This window comes from Streptomyces sp. NPDC037083, from assembly GCF_055606485.1.
In genome coordinates, this window is the sequence record NZ_JBVJSQ010000002.1 from 846,554 (window position 1) to 866,450 (window position 19,897).

General features: G+C 71.2%; 16 protein-coding genes. 12 read left to right on the forward strand and 4 right to left on the reverse strand.

The features are described 5' to 3' along the window. The first annotated feature begins 39 nt into the window (after window positions 1-39). Window positions 40-828: a phosphatase gene (locus ACZ7DE_RS08460; RefSeq protein ID WP_470758945.1), complete on the forward strand. Its 789-nt coding sequence runs from the start codon at window positions 40-42 to the stop codon at window positions 826-828. Here the strand turns inward: ACZ7DE_RS08460 and ACZ7DE_RS08465 are convergent. From ACZ7DE_RS08465 to ACZ7DE_RS08475, 3 genes are all read right to left on the reverse strand, one after another. Next, entirely contained in the window at window positions 825-1,706 is an 882-nt protein-coding gene (locus ACZ7DE_RS08465; RefSeq protein ID WP_470758946.1) for an acyl-CoA thioesterase, read from the reverse strand. The genes ACZ7DE_RS08460 and ACZ7DE_RS08465 overlap by 4 nt on opposite strands. A 36-nt stretch (window positions 1,707-1,742) precedes the next feature. Beyond that, window positions 1,743-2,900, reverse strand: a complete 1,158-nt coding sequence (locus ACZ7DE_RS08470) for an acyl-CoA dehydrogenase family protein (RefSeq protein ID WP_470758947.1) — start codon at window positions 2,898-2,900, stop codon at window positions 1,743-1,745. A 165-nt stretch (window positions 2,901-3,065) separates the two neighbouring features. Beyond that, a complete protein-coding gene (locus ACZ7DE_RS08475; RefSeq protein ID WP_470758948.1) occupies window positions 3,066-3,665 on the reverse strand; it encodes an SACE_7040 family transcriptional regulator in 600 nt (199 codons plus the stop codon). Window positions 3,666-3,761: 96 nt separating this feature from the next. On the opposite strand from ACZ7DE_RS08475, the gene ACZ7DE_RS08480 reads away from it, so the two are divergent. From ACZ7DE_RS08480 to ACZ7DE_RS08530, 11 genes are all read left to right on the forward strand, one after another. Beyond that, window positions 3,762-5,378: a carboxyl transferase domain-containing protein gene (locus tag ACZ7DE_RS08480; protein ID WP_470758949.1), complete on the forward strand. Its 1,617-nt coding sequence runs from the start codon at window positions 3,762-3,764 to the stop codon at window positions 5,376-5,378. Between the two features lie 12 nt (window positions 5,379-5,390). Further along, window positions 5,391-7,412, forward strand: coding sequence for an acetyl/propionyl/methylcrotonyl-CoA carboxylase subunit alpha (locus ACZ7DE_RS08485; RefSeq protein ID WP_470758950.1), 2,022 nt, complete (start codon window positions 5,391-5,393; stop codon window positions 7,410-7,412). Window positions 7,413-7,420: 8 nt separating this feature from the next. Beyond that, complete coding sequence (locus ACZ7DE_RS08490) at window positions 7,421-8,341, forward strand: hydroxymethylglutaryl-CoA lyase (RefSeq protein WP_470759000.1); 921 nt, start codon at window positions 7,421-7,423, stop codon at window positions 8,339-8,341. Between the two features lie 6 nt (window positions 8,342-8,347). Next, window positions 8,348-9,508, forward strand: coding sequence for an acyl-CoA dehydrogenase family protein (locus ACZ7DE_RS08495; RefSeq protein ID WP_470758951.1), 1,161 nt, complete (start codon window positions 8,348-8,350; stop codon window positions 9,506-9,508). A 441-nt stretch (window positions 9,509-9,949) separates the two neighbouring features. Then, window positions 9,950-10,999, forward strand: coding sequence for an ABC transporter substrate-binding protein (locus ACZ7DE_RS08500; RefSeq protein ID WP_470758952.1), 1,050 nt, complete (start codon window positions 9,950-9,952; stop codon window positions 10,997-10,999). A 111-nt stretch (window positions 11,000-11,110) separates the two neighbouring features. Next, complete coding sequence (locus ACZ7DE_RS08505; protein ID WP_470758953.1) at window positions 11,111-11,932, forward strand: siderophore-interacting protein; 822 nt, start codon at window positions 11,111-11,113, stop codon at window positions 11,930-11,932. 283 nt (window positions 11,933-12,215) lie between these two features. Next, window positions 12,216-13,658 (forward strand): lysine decarboxylase DesA, encoded by a 1,443-nt coding sequence (desA, locus tag ACZ7DE_RS08510; protein ID WP_470758954.1) that lies wholly within the window; start codon window positions 12,216-12,218, stop codon window positions 13,656-13,658. Beyond that, a complete protein-coding gene (locus tag ACZ7DE_RS08515) occupies window positions 13,642-14,925 on the forward strand; it encodes a lysine N(6)-hydroxylase/L-ornithine N(5)-oxygenase family protein (RefSeq protein ID WP_470758955.1) in 1,284 nt (427 codons plus the stop codon). The genes desA and ACZ7DE_RS08515 overlap by 17 nt, the downstream gene beginning before the upstream one ends. Then, window positions 14,922-15,476, forward strand: coding sequence for a GNAT family N-acetyltransferase (locus tag ACZ7DE_RS08520; RefSeq protein ID WP_470758956.1), 555 nt, complete (start codon window positions 14,922-14,924; stop codon window positions 15,474-15,476). Before ACZ7DE_RS08515 ends, ACZ7DE_RS08520 begins: the two co-directional genes overlap by 4 nt. Beyond that, complete coding sequence (locus ACZ7DE_RS08525) at window positions 15,473-17,242, forward strand: IucA/IucC family protein (RefSeq protein ID WP_470758957.1); 1,770 nt, start codon at window positions 15,473-15,475, stop codon at window positions 17,240-17,242. Before ACZ7DE_RS08520 ends, ACZ7DE_RS08525 begins: the two co-directional genes overlap by 4 nt. A gap of 91 nt (window positions 17,243-17,333) precedes the next feature. Then, window positions 17,334-18,200 (forward strand): DUF4429 domain-containing protein, encoded by an 867-nt coding sequence (locus tag ACZ7DE_RS08530; RefSeq protein ID WP_470758958.1) that lies wholly within the window; start codon window positions 17,334-17,336, stop codon window positions 18,198-18,200. A 62-nt stretch (window positions 18,201-18,262) separates the two neighbouring features. On the opposite strand, the gene ACZ7DE_RS08535 is transcribed toward ACZ7DE_RS08530, so the two are convergent. Then, window positions 18,263-19,825 (reverse strand): purple acid phosphatase family protein, encoded by a 1,563-nt coding sequence (locus tag ACZ7DE_RS08535; RefSeq protein WP_470758959.1) that lies wholly within the window; start codon window positions 19,823-19,825, stop codon window positions 18,263-18,265. Window positions 19,826-19,897: the final 72 nt, after the last annotated feature.

Sequence of the window (19,897 nt, forward strand, 5' to 3'; positions counted from 1 at the left end):
GCGAGGACGCGCACAGCCCGCTGCCTCACAATGGAGACCATGCCGATACCCGGGACGCCCAGCCGCGCCGAACTCGTCGACCATCTCGTCAGGACCCGTATCGCCGGGGACGTCGCCACTCCCCGCGAGAACAACCTCTCCCACTACCGTCAACTCGCCAACGGCGTCCGCAACTTCTGGCTCGGCCTGGAACTCGGCGACCGCTGGAACGACGAGCAGGACGTGCTCGCGGTGATGGCGGAGCGGGTCGGCGTGAACGACGACCCCGAGTACCGCTACGGCCAGGACACCATCGACCCGCAGCTGACGGTCGACGGCCTGGACCGGATGGCGGCCCGGCTGCGCAAGGCGGCCGACGGACGGCAGCGGGTCCTCTTCGCCACCGGCCACCCGGGCGGCCTGCTGGACGTGCACCGCGCCACGGCCGCCGCGCTGCGCGACGCGGGCTGCGAGATCGTCGTCATCCCGGAGGGGCTGCAGACCGACGAGGGGTACGTCTGGCAGCTCGCCGACGTGGCGGTGCTGGAGCACGGGGCCACGCTGTGGCACACCCACTCGGGCGAGCCGATGAAGGCCATCCTCACGGCGCTGGAGCGGGAGGGGCGCCCGCTGCCGGACCTGGTCGTCGCCGACCACGGCTGGGCGGGCTACGCCGGCCGGCACGGCGTCGACTCCGTCGGCTACGCCGACTGCAACGACCCGGCGCTCTTCATCGGCGAGGCGGAGGGCGTCGTCCAGGTGGCCGTCCCCCTGGACGACCATGTCGTCAGCCCGCGCCACTACGACCCGATGGTCGCCTACCTCCTCGCGGAGGCGGGCCTGGCCTAGTCCTCCCGGGGGACGCGGACCACGCCCTCCTGGATCACCGACACCGCGAGCCGGCCGTCCTGCGTGTAGATGCGGGCCTGGCCGAGGCCGCGGCCTCCGTGTGCGGACGGCGACTCCTGGTCGTACAGCAGCCACTCGTCGGCGCGGAACGGACGGTGGAACCACATGGCGTGGTCCAGGGACGCCCCCACGACGTCGCCGACCGCCCAGCCGCCGCGGCCGTGCGCGAGCAGGACCGAGTCCAGGAGCGTCATGTCGGAGACGTACGTGGCGAGGACGACGTGCAGCAGCGGTTCGTCGACGGCGCCGCCGAGCTTTCCGTTGGTGCGGAACCAGACCTGGGAGTGCGGCTCGCGGGGCTCGCCGAACCTCCCGTACGGCGGCTCGTCGACGTAACGCAGGTCGATCGCCTGCCGGGCCTCCAGGAACCGCTCGACGACCGCGGGATCGAGGTGGCCGTAGCCGCGCAGCCGCTCCTCGGACGTGGGCAGCGTGGCCGGGTCCGGCGAGGGCGGCATGGGCGTCTGGTGGTCCAGGCCCTCCTCGTACGTCTGGAAGGACGCCGACAGCGCGAAGATCGGCCGCCCGTGCTGGACGGCGACCGCGCGACGCGTGGTGAAGGAGCGGCCGTCGCGGATGCGCTCGACGTTGTAGACGATGGGCGCGCCCGGGTCGCCCATGCGCAGGAAGTACGCGTGCAGGGAGTGGGCGTGCCGGTCCTCGGGGACCGTACGACCGGCGGCGACCAGCGCCTGGGCCGCCACCTGCCCGCCGAACACGCGCGGGACGACGGCGGACCGGGACTGGCCGCGGAAGATGTTCTCCTCGATCTGCTCCAGGTCGAGCAGATCGAGGAGATCCTGTAGTGCCTGGCTCATGGCGTCTGGTTGTACCGGGCGGTGATTGCCGGGACCTTACAGACCCATGTCCTTGGCGATGATCGTCTTCATGATCTCGCTGGTTCCGCCGTAGATGCGGTTGACGCGGTTGTCCGCGTACAGGCGGGCGATCGGGTACTCGTTCATGAAGCCGTAGCCGCCGTGCAGCTGGAGGCAGCGGTCGATCACGCGGTGGGCGACCTCGGTGCAGAACAGCTTGGCGCTGGCGGCCTCGGCGGGGGTCAGCTCGCCCGCGTCCAGGGCCTCCGTGGCGCGGTCGGCGACGGCCTCGGCCGCGTCCACCTCGGCCTGGCAGGCGGCCAGCTCGAACTTGGTGTTCTGGAAGTGCGCGACCGGCTTACCGAAGACCGTGCGCTCCTGCACGTACTGCTTGGCGAACCGGACGGCGGCCTTGGCCTGCGCGTACGCGCCGTAGGCGATGCCCCAGCGCTCGGAGGCCAGGTTGTGGCCCAGGTAGTAGAAGCCCTTGTTCTCCTCGCCGAGGAGGTCCTCGACGGGCACCTTCACGTCGACGAACGCCAGCTCGGCGGTGTCGGAGGTCTTCAGGCCGAGCTTGTCCAGCTTGCGGCCGACCGAGTAGCCCTCGGCCTTGGTGTCCACCACGAACAGGGAGATGCCGTGGCGGCGGTCCTCGGCGGTGGGCGCCGCGGTGCGGGCGCAGACGATCATGCGGTCGGCGTGGACGCCGCCGGTGATGAAGGTCTTGGAGCCGTTGAGGACGTAGTGCGTGCCGTCCTCGGAGAGCTTGGCGGTGGTCTTCATGCCCGCGAGGTCGGAGCCGGTGCCCGGCTCGGTCATCGCGATCGCCCACATCTCCTCGCCGGAGACGAACTTCGGCAGGAAGCGCTTCTTCTGCTCGTCGTTGGCGAGCATCTTTATGTAGGGCAGACCGAGCAGCACGTGCACGCCGGAACCGCCGAAGGTCACGCCGGCGCGGGCGGTCTCCTCGTACAGGACGGCCTCGAACTTGTAGGAGTCGATGCCGGCGCCGCCGTACTCCTCGTCGACGCGGATACCGAAGACGCCCAGCTCGGCGAGCTTGTAGTAGAAGTCGCGCGGCGCCTGGCCCGCGGCGAACCACTCGTCGTAGACGGGGACGACCTCGGCCTCGATGAAGGCCCGGAGAGTCTCCCGGAACGCCTCGTGGTCCTCGTTGAACACCGTACGGCGCACCGCCGGCCCCTCTCTGCGCCTAAGCCGGCGCCGCTCTCGCGGATGTGGTGCTCGCCGTGGGGGTTGCTCAATGCGTGGTTGAGGTTCCCCTTGGCTAAGCGCTTGCTCAGGGCAACCGTACCGGCCGGTAGGGAGAGGCGTCCAGAGCGTCGGCCGTAACGCTCGTCACTCCCTGGCGGCCGCCGCCGCGAACGCGCCGCGGGCCATGCGGTGCAGCAGCTCGGCGGTGGTCGCGCGGCCGGGCAGGGAACCCGGTCGGCCGAGGTGCGGGGTCGAGTTCAGCAGACCGAAGACCGAGTGCACCGCAGAACGGGCCGCGGGCTCGGCGAGCCCCGGATACACCGCGCGCAGGACCTCCACCCACAGTTCGACGTACTGCCGCTGCAGCTGGCGCACCAGCTTGCGGTCGCTGTCGCGGAGGCGGTCCAGCTCACGGTCGTGCAGGGTGATCAGGGGGCGGTCGTCGAGGGCGAAGTCGATGTGCCCCTCGAGGAGCGAGTCGAGCACCGCCCCGGGGGACACGCCGTCGGCCTCCTGGAGGCGCCGCTTCGCACCTGTCAGCAGCCGCCCGCTGATGCCGACCAACAGCTCGGCGAGCATCGCGTCCTTGCCGGGGAAGTGCCGGTACAGCCCCGGACCGCTGATGCCGACCGCGGCGCCTATCTCGTCGACCCCGACGCCGTGGAACCCTCGCTCGGCGAACAGCCGCGCGGCCTCCCTGAGGATCTGCTCGCGCCGGGTGGGGGCGTCGGTTCTCGTGGCCATGCGAACAATTCTAGACAGGGAGGTTAGCGGTCGTTAACCTGAAGGAAATGGTTAACGCTCATTAACAGTCGATCACTGGGTGAGGGGACCTCGAGGATGGAACAGGCACCGGAGCTGACGAGCGCGGCGGATCCCGCGTCGGAGGCCTGGCGGGCCAACGAGGAGGCGCACCGCGCGCTCGCCGAGGAGCTGCGCGGCAAGCTGGCCGCGGCCCGGCTGGGCGGCGGTGAGAAGGCGCGGGCACGGCACACCGCACGCGGCAAGCTCCTGCCCCGGGACCGGGTCGACGCGCTGCTGGACCCGGGCTCGCCCTTCCTGGAGCTCGCCCCCCTCGCCGCCGACGGCATGTACGACGGACAGGCCCCGGCCGCCGGGGTCATCGCGGGGATCGGGCGGGTCAGCGGGCGCGAGTGCGTGATCGTCGCCAACGACGCCACCGTCAAGGGCGGCACCTACTACCCGATGACGGTGAAGAAGCACCTGCGGGCCCAGGAGGTGGCGCTGGAGAACCGTCTGCCCTGTCTGTATCTGGTCGACTCCGGCGGCGCCTTCCTGCCCATGCAGGACGAGGTGTTCCCGGACCGCGAGCACTTCGGGCGGATCTTCTACAACCAGGCCCGGATGTCCGGGGCCGGCATCCCGCAGATCGCGGCCGTGCTCGGGTCGTGCACGGCCGGCGGGGCGTACGTGCCCGCCATGAGCGACGAAGCCGTCATCGTGCGCGGCCAGGGCACGATCTTCCTGGGCGGCCCCCCACTGGTGAAGGCCGCCACCGGCGAGGTCGTCACCGCGGAGGAGCTGGGCGGCGGCGAGGTGCACTCCCGGGTCTCCGGCGTCACCGACCACCTCGCGCAGGACGACGCGCACGCGCTGCGGATCGTGCGGAACATCGTCGCCACGCTGCCCGCGCGCGGGCCCCTGCCCTGGCAGGTGCGGCCCTCCGTCGAGCCCAAGGTCGACCCCTACGGGCTGACCGGCGCCGTGCCGGTCGACTCCCGCACCCCTTATGACGTGCGCGAGGTCATCGCACGCGTGGTCGACGGCTCCCGCTTCGCGGAGTTCAAGTCCGAGTTCGGGCAGACCCTCGTCACCGGCTTCGCCCGGATCCACGGTCACCCGGTCGGCGTCGTCGCCAACAACGGCATCCTGTTCTCCGAGTCCGCCCAGAAGGGCGCCCACTTCATCGAGCTGTGCGACCAGCGCGGGATCCCGCTGGTGTTCCTGCAGAACATCTCCGGGTTCATGGTCGGCAAGGACTACGAGGCCGGGGGCATCGCCAAGCACGGCGCCAAGATGGTGACGGCGGTGGCGTGCACGCGCGTGCCGAAGCTGACGGTCGTCGTCGGCGGGTCGTACGGCGCCGGGAACTACTCCATGTGCGGCCGGGCGTACTCGCCCCGCTTCCTGTGGATGTGGCCCAACGCGAAGATCTCCGTCATGGGCGGCGAGCAGGCCGCCTCCGTCCTCGCGACCGTCAAGCGCGACCAGTTGGAGGCCGGCGGCCAGGAGTGGCCCGCGCAGGAGGAAGAGGCGTTCAAGGACCCGATCCGCGCGCAGTACGAGCGGCAGGGCAACGCCTACTACGCGACGGCGCGGCTCTGGGACGACGGGGTCATCGAGCCGCAGGAGACCCGGCAGGTGCTGGGTCTGGCCCTGACGGCCTGTGCCAACGCGCCACTGGGCGAACCCCGGTTCGGCGTCTTCCGGATGTGAGGAGGGGACTTCATGTTTGACACAGTGCTCGTGGCCAACCGGGGCGAGATCGCCGTCCGGGTCATCCGCACGCTGCGCGCCATGGGCGTGCGCTCGGTGGCGGTCTTCTCCGACGCCGACGCCGACGCCCGGCACGTCCGGGAGGCGGACACGGCCGTGCGGATCGGTCCACCGTCCGCCGCCGAGAGCTATCTGTCGGTCGAGCGGCTGCTGGAGGCGGCCGCGTGGACGGGCGCGCAGGCCGTCCACCCGGGGTACGGCTTCCTGGCCGAGAACGCCGGCTTCGCGCGCGCCTGCGCCGACGCCGGCCTGGTCTTCATCGGGCCGCCCGCCGACGCCATCGCCCTGATGGGCGACAAGATCCGGGCCAAGGCGACGGTGCGGGAGGCCGGGGTCCCGGTGGTGCCGGGGTCGAGCGGCAGCGGCCTGACGGACGAACAGCTCGTCGCCGCCGCCCACGAGATCGGTGTGCCCGTGCTGCTGAAGCCGAGCGCGGGCGGCGGCGGCAAGGGCATGCGGCTGGTGCGGGACGCGTCCCTGCTGGCCGAGGAGATCGCCGCCGCGCGCCGCGAGGCCCGCGCCTCCTTCGGCGACGACACGCTGCTCGTCGAGCGGTGGATCGACCGGCCCCGGCACATCGAGATCCAGGTCCTGGCCGACGGCCACGGCAACGTGGTCCACCTCGGCGAGCGCGAGTGCTCCCTGCAGCGCCGGCACCAGAAGATCGTCGAGGAGGCGCCCAGCGTCCTGCTCGACGAGGCCACGCGCGCGTCGATGGGCGAGGCGGCCGTGCAGGCGGCGCGCTCCTGCGGGTACCGGGGAGCGGGCACGGTGGAGTTCATCGTCCCGGGCGGCGACCCGTCCTCGTACTACTTCATGGAGATGAACACCCGTCTCCAGGTGGAGCATCCGGTCACCGAACTGGTCACCGGCCTGGACCTGGTGGAGTGGCAGCTGCGGGCGGCGGCCGGCGAGCCGCTGTCCTTCGGCCAGGACGACGTCCGGCTGACCGGGCACGCCGTCGAGGCGCGGGTCTGCGCCGAGGACCCCGCGCGCGGCTTCCTGCCGTCCGGCGGCACGGTGCTGAGGCTGCACGAGCCGCAGGGCGACGGGGTGCGCACCGACTCCGGGCTCGGCGAGGGCGCCGAGGTCGGCAGCCTCTACGACCCGATGCTGTCCAAGGTCATCGCCTACGGCCCGGACCGGGCGAGCGCCCTCAGGAAGCTGCGGGCGGCCCTGGCGGACACCGTCACCCTGGGGGTGCAGACCAACGCCGGGTTCCTGCGGCGGCTGCTGGCCCATCCGGCGGTCGTGGCGGGCGAGTTGGACACCGGGCTGGTGGAGCGGGAGGTCGAGACGCTGGTCACGGCCGACGTCCCGGGGGACGTCTACGCGGCGGCGGCGCTGCTGCGTCAGGCCGCGCTCGCCCCCGAGCCCACGGCGGGCTGGGTGGACCCCTTCTCGGCAGCGGACGGCTGGCGGCTGGGCGGCGAGCCCGCCTGGACCGCGCACCACTTGCAGGTGCCGGGCCACGACCCGGTGACCGTCCGCGTGCGCGGCACGGCCGACGGCGGGTGGGAGGTGCTCCTCGACGGGGAGGAGACCCCCCGGCGGAGCTCCGGGATCCTGCCCCCGCGGCCCGGCGACTCCCGCGTCGCGTGCCGGCTCGACGGCGTCACGCACACCTTCGCCGCCCTGCCGGACGGCACCTGGCTGGGCCGCGACGGCGACGCCTGGCAGGTGCGCGACCACGACCCGGTGGCCGCCTCGCTCACCCGGGGGGCGCACGCGGGCGCCGACTCCCTCACCGCGCCCATGCCCGGCACGGTCACGGTCGTCAAGGTCGCCGTGGGCGACGAGGTGGCCGCCGGTCAGAGCCTGCTGGTCGTGGAGGCGATGAAGATGGAGCACGTCATCTCCGCCCCGCACGCCGGCACGGTCGCCGAACTGGACGTGACGCCGGGCACGACGGTCGCCATGGACCAGGTGCTGGCCGTCATCGCCCCGACCGCCCCGGAGAAGGAGGACCGGTGACGCTCCCCATGGTCGTACCGGCCCCGGGCCTGCCCGCCCGGGTGCGCATCCACGAGGTCGGCGCCCGTGACGGCCTGCAGAACGAGAAGGCGACCGTGCCGACGGACGTCAAGGCGGAGTTCGTGCGCCGCCTCGCCGGCGCGGGCCTCAGCACCATCGAGGCCACCAGCTTCGTCCATCCCCGGTGGGTGCCCCAACTCGCCGACGCGGAGCAGCTGTTCCCGCTGGTCAGCGATCTGGACGCGGCACTGCCGGTGCTCGTGCCGAACGAACGCGGACTGGACCGGGCGCTGGCGCTGGGAGCCCGGCGCGTCGCCGTCTTCGCCAGCGCCACCGAGTCCTTCGCCAAGGCCAACCTCAACCGCACGGTGGACGAGGCGCTGGCCATGTTCGAGCCGGTGGTGGCCCGGGCCAGGGCGCAGGACGTCCATGTGCGCGGCTACCTCTCGATGTGCTTCGGCGACCCCTGGGAGGGCGCCGTCCCGGTCGACCAGGTCGTCCGGGTCTGCCGCGCCCTGCTCGACCTCGGCTGCCACGAGCTGAGCCTGGGCGACACGATCGGCGTGGCCACCCCGGGACACGTCGGGGCGCTGCTGCGCGCGCTGAACGAGGAGGGCGTCGCCACCGACGTGCTGGGCGTGCACTTCCACGACACCTACGGCCAGGCGCTCGCCAACACCGTGGCCGCGCTCCAGCACGGCGTCACCACCGTCGACGCCTCGGCGGGCGGTCTCGGCGGTTGTCCGTACGCCAAGTCCGCCACCGGAAACCTCGCCACCGAAGACCTCGTGTGGATGCTGCAGGGCCTCGGCATCGACACCGGGGTCGACCTCGGCCGTCTCGTCGCCACGAGCGAGTGGATGGCCGGCCACCTGGGCCGACCCAGCCCGTCCCGCACCGTCCGAGCCCTCTCCCACAAGGACCAGTGACCCGACATGGACCACCGCCTCTCCCCTGAGCTGGAAGAACTCCGCCGCACCGTGGAGGAGTTCGCGCACGACGTGGTCGCTCCCAAGATCGGCGACTTCTACGAGCGGCACGAGTTCCCTTACGAGATCGTCCGCGAGATGGGCCGCATGGGCCTGTTCGGGCTGCCGTTCCCCGAGGAGCACGGCGGCATGGGCGGCGACTACCTCGCCCTGGGCATCGCGCTGGAGGAACTCGCGCGCGTCGACTCGTCCGTGGCGATCACCCTGGAGGCGGGCGTCTCGCTGGGCGCCATGCCGATCCATCTCTTCGGCACCGAGGAGCAGAAGCGCCAGTGGCTGCCGAGGCTGTGCTCGGGCGAGATCCTCGGCGCCTTCGGACTGACCGAGCCGGACGGCGGCTCCGACGCGGGCGCGACGCGCACGACGGCCCGTCTCGACCCCGACACGGACGAGTGGGTGATCAACGGCACCAAGTGCTTCATCACCAACTCGGGCACGGACATCACCGGCCTGGTCACGGTGACGGCGGTGACGGGCCGCAAGCCGGACGGCCGGCCGCTGATCTCCGCGATCATCGTCCCGTCCGGCACCCCGGGCTTCACGGTCGCGGCGCCGTACTCGAAGGTCGGCTGGAACGCCTCCGACACCCGTGAACTGTCCTTCTCCGACGTGCGGGTCCCCGCGGCGAACCTGCTGGGCGAGGAGGGCCGCGGGTACGCCCAGTTCCTGCGGATCCTCGACGAGGGCCGCATCGCCATCGCCGCGCTGGCGACCGGGCTCGCGCAGGGCTGTGTGGACGAGTCGGTGAAGTACGCCAAGGAACGGCACGCGTTCGGCCGTCCGATCGGCGCCAACCAGGCCGTCCAGTTCAAGATCGCCGACATGGAGATGAAGGCCCACACGTCCCGTCTCGCCTGGCGGGACGCGGCCTCGCGGCTGGTGGCGGGCGAGCCGTTCAAGAAGGAGGCGGCCCTGGCGAAGCTGTACTCGTCGACGATCGCCGTGGACAACGCGCGGGACGCCACCCAGGTGCACGGGGGGTACGGGTTCATGAACGAGTACCCGGTGGCCCGGATGTGGCGCGACTCCAAGATCCTGGAGATCGGCGAGGGCACGAGCGAGGTGCAGCGGATGCTGATCGCCCGGGAGTTGGGGCTCACCGGCTGAGCCAGGGCGTCGCAGCCCGCGGGCGGCGGCTGCGGCCGCCCGGACCGGGCGCCGGTTCGGGCGCCGGTTCGGGCGCCGGTTCGGGCGCCGGTTCGGGCGCCGGTTCGGGCGCCGGTTCGGGCGTTGACCGAAAGCCGTCCCGACAGCGGCAGGGGTGCGGTCCCTCGGGGACCGCACCGGCCGGCAGGGCGGCCGCCGATGTCCCCCTCGAGGCCGCCCGGACGTTCTTCACTTCCTCGGGCGGACGTCAACCCCGAGACCCAAGAAGCCTCCTGAAGACCCGTCCGCCTTTGATCCACAGGCAGGACACAGAAAGCAGACGCGACTCGCTCCGGGCGCTCCCGCCCCCGGGGCTGCCCTCTGGACAGGACCTGAGGTTAGGCTAACCTACATTCGAACCGTCCCCGGGTGATCCCGCCCCGTTCGAAAGTAGCCAGACTCATGTCCAACGCCAGAGCCGCCCGTCCCACCCGCCGTGGCATCCTCGCCGCCGGTGGCGCCCTCGGCCTCGGTGCCGTGCTCGCCGCCTGCGGGGACGAGGACGCGAGCACGAGCGACTCCCGGTCGTCGGCGGGCGCGTCGGCCAAGTCGGGCCCCTGGACGTTCAAGGACGACCGCGGCACCACGGTGAAGCTCGACCGGATCCCCGCGAACATCGTCGCCTTCACCGGCGTCGGCGCGGCCCTCCACGACTACGGAATCCAGGTCAAGGGCGTGTTCGGTCCGACCAGAACCGCCGCGGGCAAGGCCGACGTCCAAGCCGGCGACATGGACGTCTCCAAGGTGACCGTCCTCGGCAACGTCTGGGACGAGTTCAACGTCGAGAAGTACGCAGCCCTCGCGCCCGACGTCCTCATCTCCACGATGTTCGACAGCGCCGGGACCCTCTGGTACGTCCCCGAGGCCTCCAAGGACAAGATCGCCAAGCTCGCCCCGAGCGTCGGCATCTCCGTCTACGACCGTCAGCTGACCGCTCCGCTGCAGCGCATGTGGGAACTGGCCGAGTCGCTCGGCGCCGACATGACGGCGGCCGCGGTCACCGACGCCAAGAAGAAGTTCGAGGACGCGGCCGCCCGGCTGCGCGCCGCCGCCAAGGCCAAGCCCGACATCAAGGTGATGGCCGGTTCCGCGAGCGCCGAACTGTTCTACGTCTCCGGCACCAACCTCTCCATCGACCTGGAGTACTTCAAGGCTCTCGGCGTGAACTTCGTCGAGCCGCCGGAGAGCGCGAAGGCCCAGGGCGGCGGCTGGTACGAGTCGCTGAGCTGGGAGAACGTCGACAAGTACCCGGCCGACATCATCATGATGGACGACCGTTCCTCGACCATCCAGCCCGCCGACATCACCGAGGCGACCTGGAAGAAGCTGCCGGCGGTGAAGGCCGGTCAGGTCATCGCGCGCTCACCCGAGCCGATCCTGTCCTACGACAAGTGCGTGCCGCTGCTGGAGAACCTCGCCGAGGCTCTCGAGAAGGCGAAGAAGGTCGCCTGAGCAAGAGCGGCCTGCCGTCGCGGGTGGGCTGCGGGCCGACTGCGGCCGGTCGCGCAGCCACCCGCGCCCCTGAAGACGCTCCCCTCACCCCCACGTTCGCAGGAGCCCCCCATGACCACCGCCGTCGCCGCGCCCTTCCGGTTCTTCTCCCTCCAGGTGGCACGGACTCGGCGGCTGTCGTCGTCCCTGGTCCGGGTCACCTTCGCCGGGGAGGACCTGCAGCACTTCTTCTCCGACGGGCGCGACCAGTCGCTGTCGCTGTTCCTGCCGCATCCGGGGCAGACCGAGCCGCAGGTCCCCTTCGAGCTCGGGGACGGCTGGTGGCAGGGGTGGCGTGAACTGCCGGACGGCGTGCGGGCGGTGATGCGTTCGTACACGCTGCGGGCCCTGCGCGGCGACGCGCTCGGACGCACCGCCGAGATCGACGTCGACTTCGTGCTGCACACCCCCGCCGGGCCCGCCTCCGCCTGGGCCTCGCGCGCGGCCGCCGGGGACCGGGTGGTGCTGCTCGGGCCCGCGGTGGCCGACAACCGGGCGATCCGGTTCCGGCCGCCGCACGACACCGACCTGGTGCTGCTGTGGGGCGACGAGACCGCGCTGCCGGCCATCGCGTCGATCCTGGAGTCCCTGCCGGCCGGACAGCGGGTCCGGGTCTGGCTGGAGGCCCACGACCCCGGTGGGGTCCAGGAGTTGCCGACCGCGGCGGACGCCGAGGTGACATGGGTCGTCGGGGAGGGTTCCGTCGACGCCGTCCGCGCGGCCCGCCTGCCGGCCGCCGAACGCCCCTACGTCTGGATCGCGGGCGAGTCGGGGTCCGTGAAGGCGCTGCGCCGGCACTTCGTGCAGGAGCGGGGCGTCGACCGGCGCCGGGTCACCTTCGTCGGGTACTGGCGCCGGGGCATGAGCGAGGAGCAGCTCCGCGAGGCGGAGTAGCCGACCGTCGCCCCACCGTCAGCCGGCCGTCCTCCCACCGTCAGCGGGCCGTCCTCCCACCGTCAGCGGGCCGTCGCCCCACCGTCGGCCGGCCGTCGCCACAGCGCGCCTCCGCCGCAGGTCGGCGCGGGTTGCAGAGGTGATCGCGGACGTGATCACCGTCACGGCGGACCCAGGATCTTCCCCTTTCAACTTAGGTTAGGCTAACCTAAGTTGACCTCAGGCTCCGTCCCCGAGTCCGTCCCGCCCAGGACCCCGTCCCCACCCCCGGAGGACCCCCACCATGCGCTCGCACCTGCTCAATGACACGACCGCTGAGCAGTACCGCCGCTCCGTGACCGAAGGAGTCGAGCGGGTGGCCGCCAAACTCGCCGCCACCGACCGGCCGTTCACCGGTGTCACGGTCGACGACCTCGCGCCCCGCATCGACGGGATCGACCTCGACCAGCCCCTGGGCGACACCGCCGCCGTGCTGGACGAGCTGGAGGAGGTCTACCTCCGCGACGCGGTCTACTTCCACCACCCGCGCTATCTCGCCCACCTCAACTGCCCGGTCGTCATCCCCGCCGTGCTGGGCGAGGCGGTCCTGTCCGCCGTCAACTCCTCCCTCGACACCTGGGACCAGTCGGCGGGCGGCACCCTCATCGAGCGCAAACTGATCGACTGGACGTCCGCCCGCATCGGCCTCGGTCCCGCCGCCGACGGGGTGTTCACCTCCGGCGGCAGCCAGTCCAACCTGCAGGCCCTGCTGCTGGCCCGCGAGGAGGCGAAGTCCGACTCCCTGGCGAAACTGCGCGTCTTCGCCTCCGACGTCAGTCACTTCAGCGTGAAGAAGTCGGCGAAACTGCTGGGCCTGGGCCCGGACGCCGTGGTCTCCATCCCCGTGGACCACGACCAGCGCATGCAGACCGTCGCGCTCGCCCGTGAGCTGGAGCGCTGCAGGAAGGACGGCCTCGTCCCCATGGCCGTCGTCGCCACCGCCGGCACCACCGACTTCGGCTCCATCGACCCGCTGCCCGAGATCGCCGAACTGTGCGAGCAGTTCGGCGCCTGGATGCACGTCGACGCCGCCTACGGCTGCGGGCTCCTCGCCTCCGTGAAGTACCGGGACCGGATCGACGGCATCGAGCGCGCCGACTCCGTCACCGTCGACTACCACAAGTCCTTCTTCCAGCCCGTGAGTTCGTCCGCCGTGCTGGTCCGCGACGCCGCCACGCTCCGCCACGTCACCTACCACGCCGAGTACCTCAACCCGCGCCGCATGGTGCAGGAACGCATCCCCAACCAGGTGGACAAGTCCCTGCAGACCACCCGCCGGTTCGACGCGCTCAAGCTGTGGATGACCCTGCGCACGATGGGCGCCGACGGCATCGGACAGCTCTTCGACGAGGTCTGCGACCTGGCCGTCGAGGGCTGGCGGCTGCTGGCCGCGGACCCGCGCTTCGACGTCGTCGTCCAGCCGTCGCTCTCCACCCTCGTCTTCCGCTGCATCCCCGCCGCCGTCACCGACCCCGCCGAGATCGACCGCGCCAACCTCTACGCCCGCAAGGCCCTGTTCGCCTCCGGCGACGCGGTGGTCGCCGGCACCAAGGTCGGCGCCCGGCACTACCTGAAGTTCACCCTGCTCAACCCCGAGACCACGGCCGACGACATCGCCGCCGTCCTCGACCTGATCGCCGGCCACGCCGAGCAGTACCTGGGAGAATCCCTTGACCGCGCTTGCTGAATCCCCGCACACCATCCGTGACTTCGTGGGGATCGGGCTCGGCCCCTTCAACCTCGGACTGGCCTGTCTGACCGAGCCCATCGCGGAACTCGACGGCGTCTTCCTGGAGTCGAAGCCCGACTTCGAGTGGCACGCGGGGATGTTCCTCGACGGCGCCCACCTCCAGACCCCGTTCATGTCGGACCTGGTCACGCTCGCCGACCCGACGTCCCCGTACTCCTTCCTCAACTACCTGAAGGAGAAGGGCCGGCTGTACTCGTTCTACATCCGCGAGAACTTCTACCCGCTGCGCGTCGAGTACGACGACTACTGCCGCTGGGCCGCGAACAAGCTGAGCAGCGTGCGCTTCTCGACGACGGTCGCCGAGGTCACGTACGACGAGGCCGACGCGCTCTACGCCGTGCGGACCACCGACGGGGACGTGTACCGCGCCCGGCACCTCGTCCTCGGCACCGGCACCACTGCCTACGTCCCGCCGGCCTGCGCCGGACTCGGCGGCGACTTCCTGCACAACTCCCGCTATCTGCAGCACAGGGCGGAGCTGCGGAAGAAGGACTCGATCACGCTGGTCGGCTCCGGGCAGTCGGCCGCCGAGATCTACCTCGACCTGCTCGCCGAGATCGACGTCCACGGCTACCAGCTGAACTGGGTCACCCGCTCCCCGCGCTTCTTCCCGCTGGAGTACACCAAGCTCACGCTGGAGATGACCTCCCCGGAGTACGTCGACTACTTCCGGGCGCTGCCGGAGCAGACCCGCTACCGCCTCGCGTCCGAGCAGAAGGGCCTGTTCAAGGGCATCGACGGCGACCTCGTCAACGAGATCTTCGACCTGCTCTACCAGAAGAACCTCGGCGGGCCCGTCCCCACCCGCCTGCTGACCAACTCGGCCCTCACCGGGGCGCGTCACGCGGACGGCGCCTACACCCTCTCCTTCCGCCAGGAGGAGCAGGGCAAGGACTTCGAGCTGAACTCGCAGGGCCTGGTCCTGGCCACCGGCTACCACTACGCCGAGCCGGAGTTCCTCGCGCCGGTCAGGCACAGACTGCGCTACGACTCCCACGGCAACTTCGACGTCGGCCGCAACTACGCCATCGACACCACCGGCCGGGGCGTGTTCCTGCAGAACGCCGGCGTGCACACGCACAGCGTCACCTCCCCGGACCTCGGCATGGGCCCGTACCGCAACAGCTACATCATCCGCGAGCTGCTCGGCAGCGAGTACTACCCGGTCGAGAAGACCATCGCGTTCCAGGAGTTCGGCATATGACAACCCCCTCGGCCGCCGTCGGCCGACTCACCCTGCGCCCCCTCGACCCCCTGCGGGACGCCGAGCTGCTGCACGGCTGGGTGACGCACCCCAAGGCCGCCTACTGGATGATGCAGGACGCGAAACCGGTGGACGTCGAGCGGGCCTACCTGGACATCGCCGCCGACGAGCACCACCACGCGCTCCTCGGACTGCACGACGGCGAGCCCGCCTTCCTGATGGAGTACTACGACCCCGCCCACCGCGAGCTGGTCGGTCTGTACGAGCCGCGCCCCGGCGACGTCGGGATGCACTTCCTGGTCGCCCCGACGGACCGGCCGGTGCACGGCTTCACCCGCGCGGTGATCACGGCCGTCATGGCACACCTCTTCGCGGACCCGGCGGTCGAGCGCGTCGTCGTCGAGCCGGACGTCTCCAACAAGGCCGTGCACGCGCTCAACGAGGCCGTCGGCTTCGTGCCCGAGCGGGAGATCCGCAAGCCGGAGAAGCAGGCCCTGCTGAGCTTCTGCACCCGCGAGCAGTTCGTCGCCGCGACGGGGGTGACGGCATGAGCCTCGCCGACGCCGTGGCCCACCTCTCCCCCGAGCGCTGGGCGCAGGCCAACCGCCTGCTGGTGCGCAAGGCCCTCGCGGAGTTCGCCCACGAGCGGCTCGTCACGCCCGAGGAGAAGGACGGCCGGTACGTCGTCCGCAGCGACGACGGGCTGACGTACTACCGCTTCACCGCCGTCCGCCGCGCCCTCGACCACTGGCAGGTGGACGCCGACTCCATCACCCGCACCCGCGACGACGCCGAACTGCCCGTCGACGCACTGGACTTCTTCATCGAGCTGAAGTCGACGCTGGGCCTGAGCGACGAGATCCTGCCGGTCTATCTGGAGGAGATCTCCTCCACCCTCTCCGGCACCTGCTACAAGCTCGCCAAACCGCAGATCACGTCGGCGGAGCTGGTCCGCAGCGGGTTCCAGGCCATCGAGACCGGGATGACCGAGGGCCACCCCTGCTTCGTCGCCAACAACGGGCGGCTCGGCTTCGGCATCCACGAGTACCTGTCCTACGCGCCGGAGACGGCGAGCCCCGTCCGGCTGGTGTGGCTGGCCGCGCACCGCTCGCGGGCCGCGTTCACGGCGGGCGCCGGCATCGAGTACGAGTCGTTCGTGCGCGACGAGCTGGGCTCGGCGACCGTCGAACGGTTCGACGCGGTTCTGCGCGAGCGGAACCTGGACCCGGCCGACTACCTCCTCATTCCCGTCCACCCCTGGCAGTGGTGGAACAAGCTCGCCGTCACCTTCGCGGCCGAGATCGCCCGCGGGAACCTGGTGTGCCTGGGCGAGGGCGACGACGAGTACCTGGCGCAGCAGTCCATCCGCACCTTCTTCAACCGGTCCCACCCCGAGAAGCACTACGTGAAGACGGCCCTGTCCGTCCTCAACATGGGCTTCATGCGCGGACTGTCGGCCGCCTACATGGAGGCGACCCCGGCGATCAACGACTGGCTGGCCCAGCTCGTCGACAACGACCCGGTGCTGAAGTCGACGGGCCTGTCGATCATCCGCGAGCGGGCCGCCGTCGGCTACCGGCACCTGGAGTACGAGGCCGCGACGGACCGCTACTCGCCGTACCGCAAGATGCTGGCGGCGCTGTGGCGGGAGAGCCCGGTGCCGACGCTCCGGGACGGCGAGTCGCTCGCGACGATGGCCTCGCTGGTCCATGTGGACCACGAGGGACGGTCGGTGGCCGGCGCGCTGATCGAGCGCTCCGGCCTGGCCCCGACGGAGTGGCTGCGCGCCTACCTCCAGGCGTACTACACGCCCCTGCTGCACAGCTTCTACGCCTACGACCTGGTGTTCATGCCGCACGGCGAGAACACGATCCTCGTGCTGCGCGACGGGGTCGTGCAGCGGGCGATCTACAAGGACATCGCCGAGGAGATCGCCGTCATGGATCCGGACGCGGTGCTGCCGCCCGAGGTCCGCCGCATCCGCGTCGAGGTGCCCGAGGACACGAAGCTCCTGTCCATCTTCACGGACGTCTTCGACTGCTTCTTCCGGTTCCTCGCGGCCGGCCTCGCCACCGAGGGGATCCTGGCGGAGGACGACTTCTGGCGCACGGTCGCCGAGGTCACCCGCGCCTACCAGGAGGCGAACCCCGAACTGGCCGACCGGTTCCGCCAGTACGACATGTTCGCCCCCGAGTTCGCCCTGTCCTGCCTCAACCGCCTCCAGCTGCGCAACAACCGGCAGATGGTGGACCTGGCGGACCCGTCGGGCGCCCTGCAGCTGATCGGCACCCTGAAGAATCCCGTCGCAGGGTTCTGATCGAGGCGGACGGGCTCCCCGGGTACGGTCCCCGGGGAGCCCGTCGTCGTCCTCGTCGGCCGCGAGCGGAACCCTTTGGAAGAATCGCCGCATGGCGGAAATCATCCAGAAGGACGGCACCTGGGTCTTCGACGGCGAGGCCCTGCGTCTCACCCCGGGCCGGGACAGGAACGTCAGCACGCTCCGCCGGACTCTGGGTGAACTCGTCGTCCCGCTCGAAGCGTTGGCGGGGATCTCGTTCGAGCAGGGCAGGAGGGCCGGCCGGCTCAGGCTGCGGCTGCGCGACGGCGCGGACCCCCTGCTGCACGCGACCGGCGGCCGGCTGGCCGAGCCGCACGATCCCTACCAGCTCACCGTCGACGACCGGTACGGCGTCGCCGAGTACCTCGTGGACGAGGTACGCGACGCCCTGCTGCTGGACCGGGTTCCGTCCGGCCCCGTGGGCGCGTACCTGCTGCCGGGGCCGGCCGTCCCCCTGTCGGCCTCCGCCGGGGACGGCACGGCGAGCTTCGACGGCGAGCGGGTGCGTCTGGAGTGGAACTGGAAGACGGAGGAGGCCAAGGCCTCCGCGGGCGCCCGCAGCATCGGAGTCGAGGACATCACGGCCGTCGAGTGGCATCCCGCCGCCGGTCTGGAGTGCGGCTGTCTGCGGTTTCGGGTGCGCGGCGCGGTCAGCAAGGCCCCGCCGCGGTACGACCCCGACGCCGTGCAGCTGTGGGGCTTCCGCCGGGACCCGTTGATGGCCCTGGTCGCGGCCGCGGTGCAGGCCCGGCTCCCGCATCCGGCCGCCGCCCCCGAGGACGCCGTGCCGCCGCGGCCCGAGCCCGGATCCGCCTCGGACGGCGGCCACGACGCCCTGCTGCGCCGTCTGCGCGAGCTGGGCGATCTCCACCGCGACGGCGTCCTGACGGACGAGGAGTTCACGATGGCCAAGCGGGCGGTCCTCACCCGCATGTAGCGGAGGGTGAGGACCGCCCGCCGGAGCCGGGGGCGCCCCGTCTTCCGGGCGCACCGGCCGGGTCACTTCGCCGTGCGGGCCACCGTGAAGTGGTCGATGCGGTCGCCCGTCTCCGCGATGCCCTGGACCTTCAGGGTCGTGCGGTGGCCCTTCGGCGCGGGGGTGACGTCCACGCGCAGGAACGAGTAGTTCAGGTAGCGCACACGCGACCAGGTGACGGTCTCGTTCTGCTTGCCGTCCTTGAGGTTGACGAAGGAGGCCACCGAGTCGACCTCGTTCTCGTGCCCCTCGTACGAGTCCGGGGCGGTGAAGGCGTACAGGCTGCGGCCGGCCGCACCCGCCGTGACGTACACCACGCCCTCGGTCTCGGGGTAGGCCGTGCCGCCGATCGGGAGCTTCTTGGTGACCGCGCCGCCCTTGATGACGTCGGTGCGCTCGTACTGGTGGTTGTGGCCGTTGATGACCAGGTCCACCTGGTACTTGTCGAACAGCGGCACCCACTCCTGGCGCACGCCCCCCTCCGAGGCGTGCGCGGTGGAGGTGCAGTAGGCGCAGTGGTGGAAGAACACCACGACGAAGTCGATGTCCTTCGCGGCCCGGAACTTCTTCAGCCGGCCCTCGAGCCACCTCGTCTGGGTGCCGCCGGAGATGCCGAGGTTGGCCGGGATCTCGAAGGAGACGTCGTTGGGGTCCAGCGAGATGATCGCCGTGTTGCCGTGGACGAAGGAGTACACGCCCGGGAGGTTCTTCTTGTCCGGCCCGTTGTCCGGGAGGCTCCAGCGGGCTTCCTCGCCGCCGTAGCCGTTGGGCGAGTACCAGGCCTCCATGTCGTGGTTGCCGTACGACACCATCCACGGCACCGACTTCGAGACGGACTCCGTCTGGGCGAGGAACTGGTCCCAGGTGCGCGAGTCGAAGCCGGTGTCGGAGGTCTTGCCCTGGCCGGCCGGGTCGCCGTAGGCGATGTCACCGGCGTGCAGGTGGAAGGCCGGGTTCTGGCCGAGGATCAGGCTGTCGTTGGCCAGCGCGTGGTAGCTGACGCCCTGGTCGCCGAAGGCCGTGAAGGTGAAGGGCGCCTTGTGGGCGGGGGCGGTGGTGAAGGTGCCCAGGGTGCCCAGCAGGTGCGGCTCGGCCGGGTCGAAGCCCGCGTGACCGGCGCCGTAGTAGTACGTCCTGCCCGGCTTGAGGTGGGTGAGCTTGGCGTGCACGTAGTACTGGGTGTGATCGCCGCCGGCGCCGACCCCGGCCGGAGTGTGGAGGGTGCGCACCTCGGCCTCGATCCTGTGGGAGAGGTCCCAGGGGTGGGCGCCGATGCGGATGAACGGCTTCCTGACGGCGACGGGGACCTGCCAGGAGACGGTGATCTCGGTGCGCGGGTCGTTGCCGTAGGCGAGGTGGCGGCCGAAGGGGGCGACGAGGGCGCCGTCGACGGTCTCGGTGTGCGAGAGGGGTTGCGTGGGAACGGCGGCCCGGGCGGTGGCGCCGGTCACGAACGCGCCACCGGTGACGGCGCCCAGCGTGACGGCGCCGCCTCTGATCATCGCGCGCCGGGAGAACTTGGCGCGCAGGTACTCGTGCTGCTCGGCCATGCTCATACGGTCGGCGAGCTGCTCGGGTACGCCCATGCGAGGAGTGTCCATGACGTCTGAAACTCGTCGCCTCGGGCGACGGGCCGCAGGACGCCACATGGACGGTTC

Bases quoted from the DNA above. Each gene is read 5' to 3' on its own strand.
- ACZ7DE_RS08465 (WP_470758946.1), bottom strand. From the start codon at position 1,706: ATGAGCCAGGCACTACAGGATCTCCTCGATCTGCTCGACCTGGAGCAG.
- ACZ7DE_RS08490 (WP_470759000.1), top strand. From the start codon at position 7,421: ATGGTCGTACCGGCCCCGGGCCTGCCCGCCCGGGTGCGCATCCACGAG.
- ACZ7DE_RS08480 (WP_470758949.1), top strand. From the start codon at position 3,762: ATGGAACAGGCACCGGAGCTGACGAGCGCGGCGGATCCCGCGTCGGAG.
- desA (WP_470758954.1), top strand. From the start codon at position 12,216: ATGCGCTCGCACCTGCTCAATGACACGACCGCTGAGCAGTACCGCCGC.
- ACZ7DE_RS08475 (WP_470758948.1), bottom strand. From the start codon at position 3,665: ATGGCCACGAGAACCGACGCCCCCACCCGGCGCGAGCAGATCCTCAGG.
- ACZ7DE_RS08500 (WP_470758952.1), top strand. From the start codon at position 9,950: ATGTCCAACGCCAGAGCCGCCCGTCCCACCCGCCGTGGCATCCTCGCC.
- ACZ7DE_RS08520 (WP_470758956.1), top strand. From the start codon at position 14,922: ATGACAACCCCCTCGGCCGCCGTCGGCCGACTCACCCTGCGCCCCCTC.
- ACZ7DE_RS08505 (WP_470758953.1), top strand. From the start codon at position 11,111: ATGACCACCGCCGTCGCCGCGCCCTTCCGGTTCTTCTCCCTCCAGGTG.
- ACZ7DE_RS08460 (WP_470758945.1), top strand. From the start codon at position 40: ATGCCGATACCCGGGACGCCCAGCCGCGCCGAACTCGTCGACCATCTC.
- ACZ7DE_RS08530 (WP_470758958.1), top strand. From the start codon at position 17,334: ATGGCGGAAATCATCCAGAAGGACGGCACCTGGGTCTTCGACGGCGAG.
- ACZ7DE_RS08535 (WP_470758959.1), bottom strand. From the start codon at position 19,825: ATGGGCGTACCCGAGCAGCTCGCCGACCGTATGAGCATGGCCGAGCAG.
- ACZ7DE_RS08525 (WP_470758957.1), top strand. From the start codon at position 15,473: ATGAGCCTCGCCGACGCCGTGGCCCACCTCTCCCCCGAGCGCTGGGCG.
- ACZ7DE_RS08485 (WP_470758950.1), top strand. From the start codon at position 5,391: ATGTTTGACACAGTGCTCGTGGCCAACCGGGGCGAGATCGCCGTCCGG.
- ACZ7DE_RS08495 (WP_470758951.1), top strand. From the start codon at position 8,348: ATGGACCACCGCCTCTCCCCTGAGCTGGAAGAACTCCGCCGCACCGTG.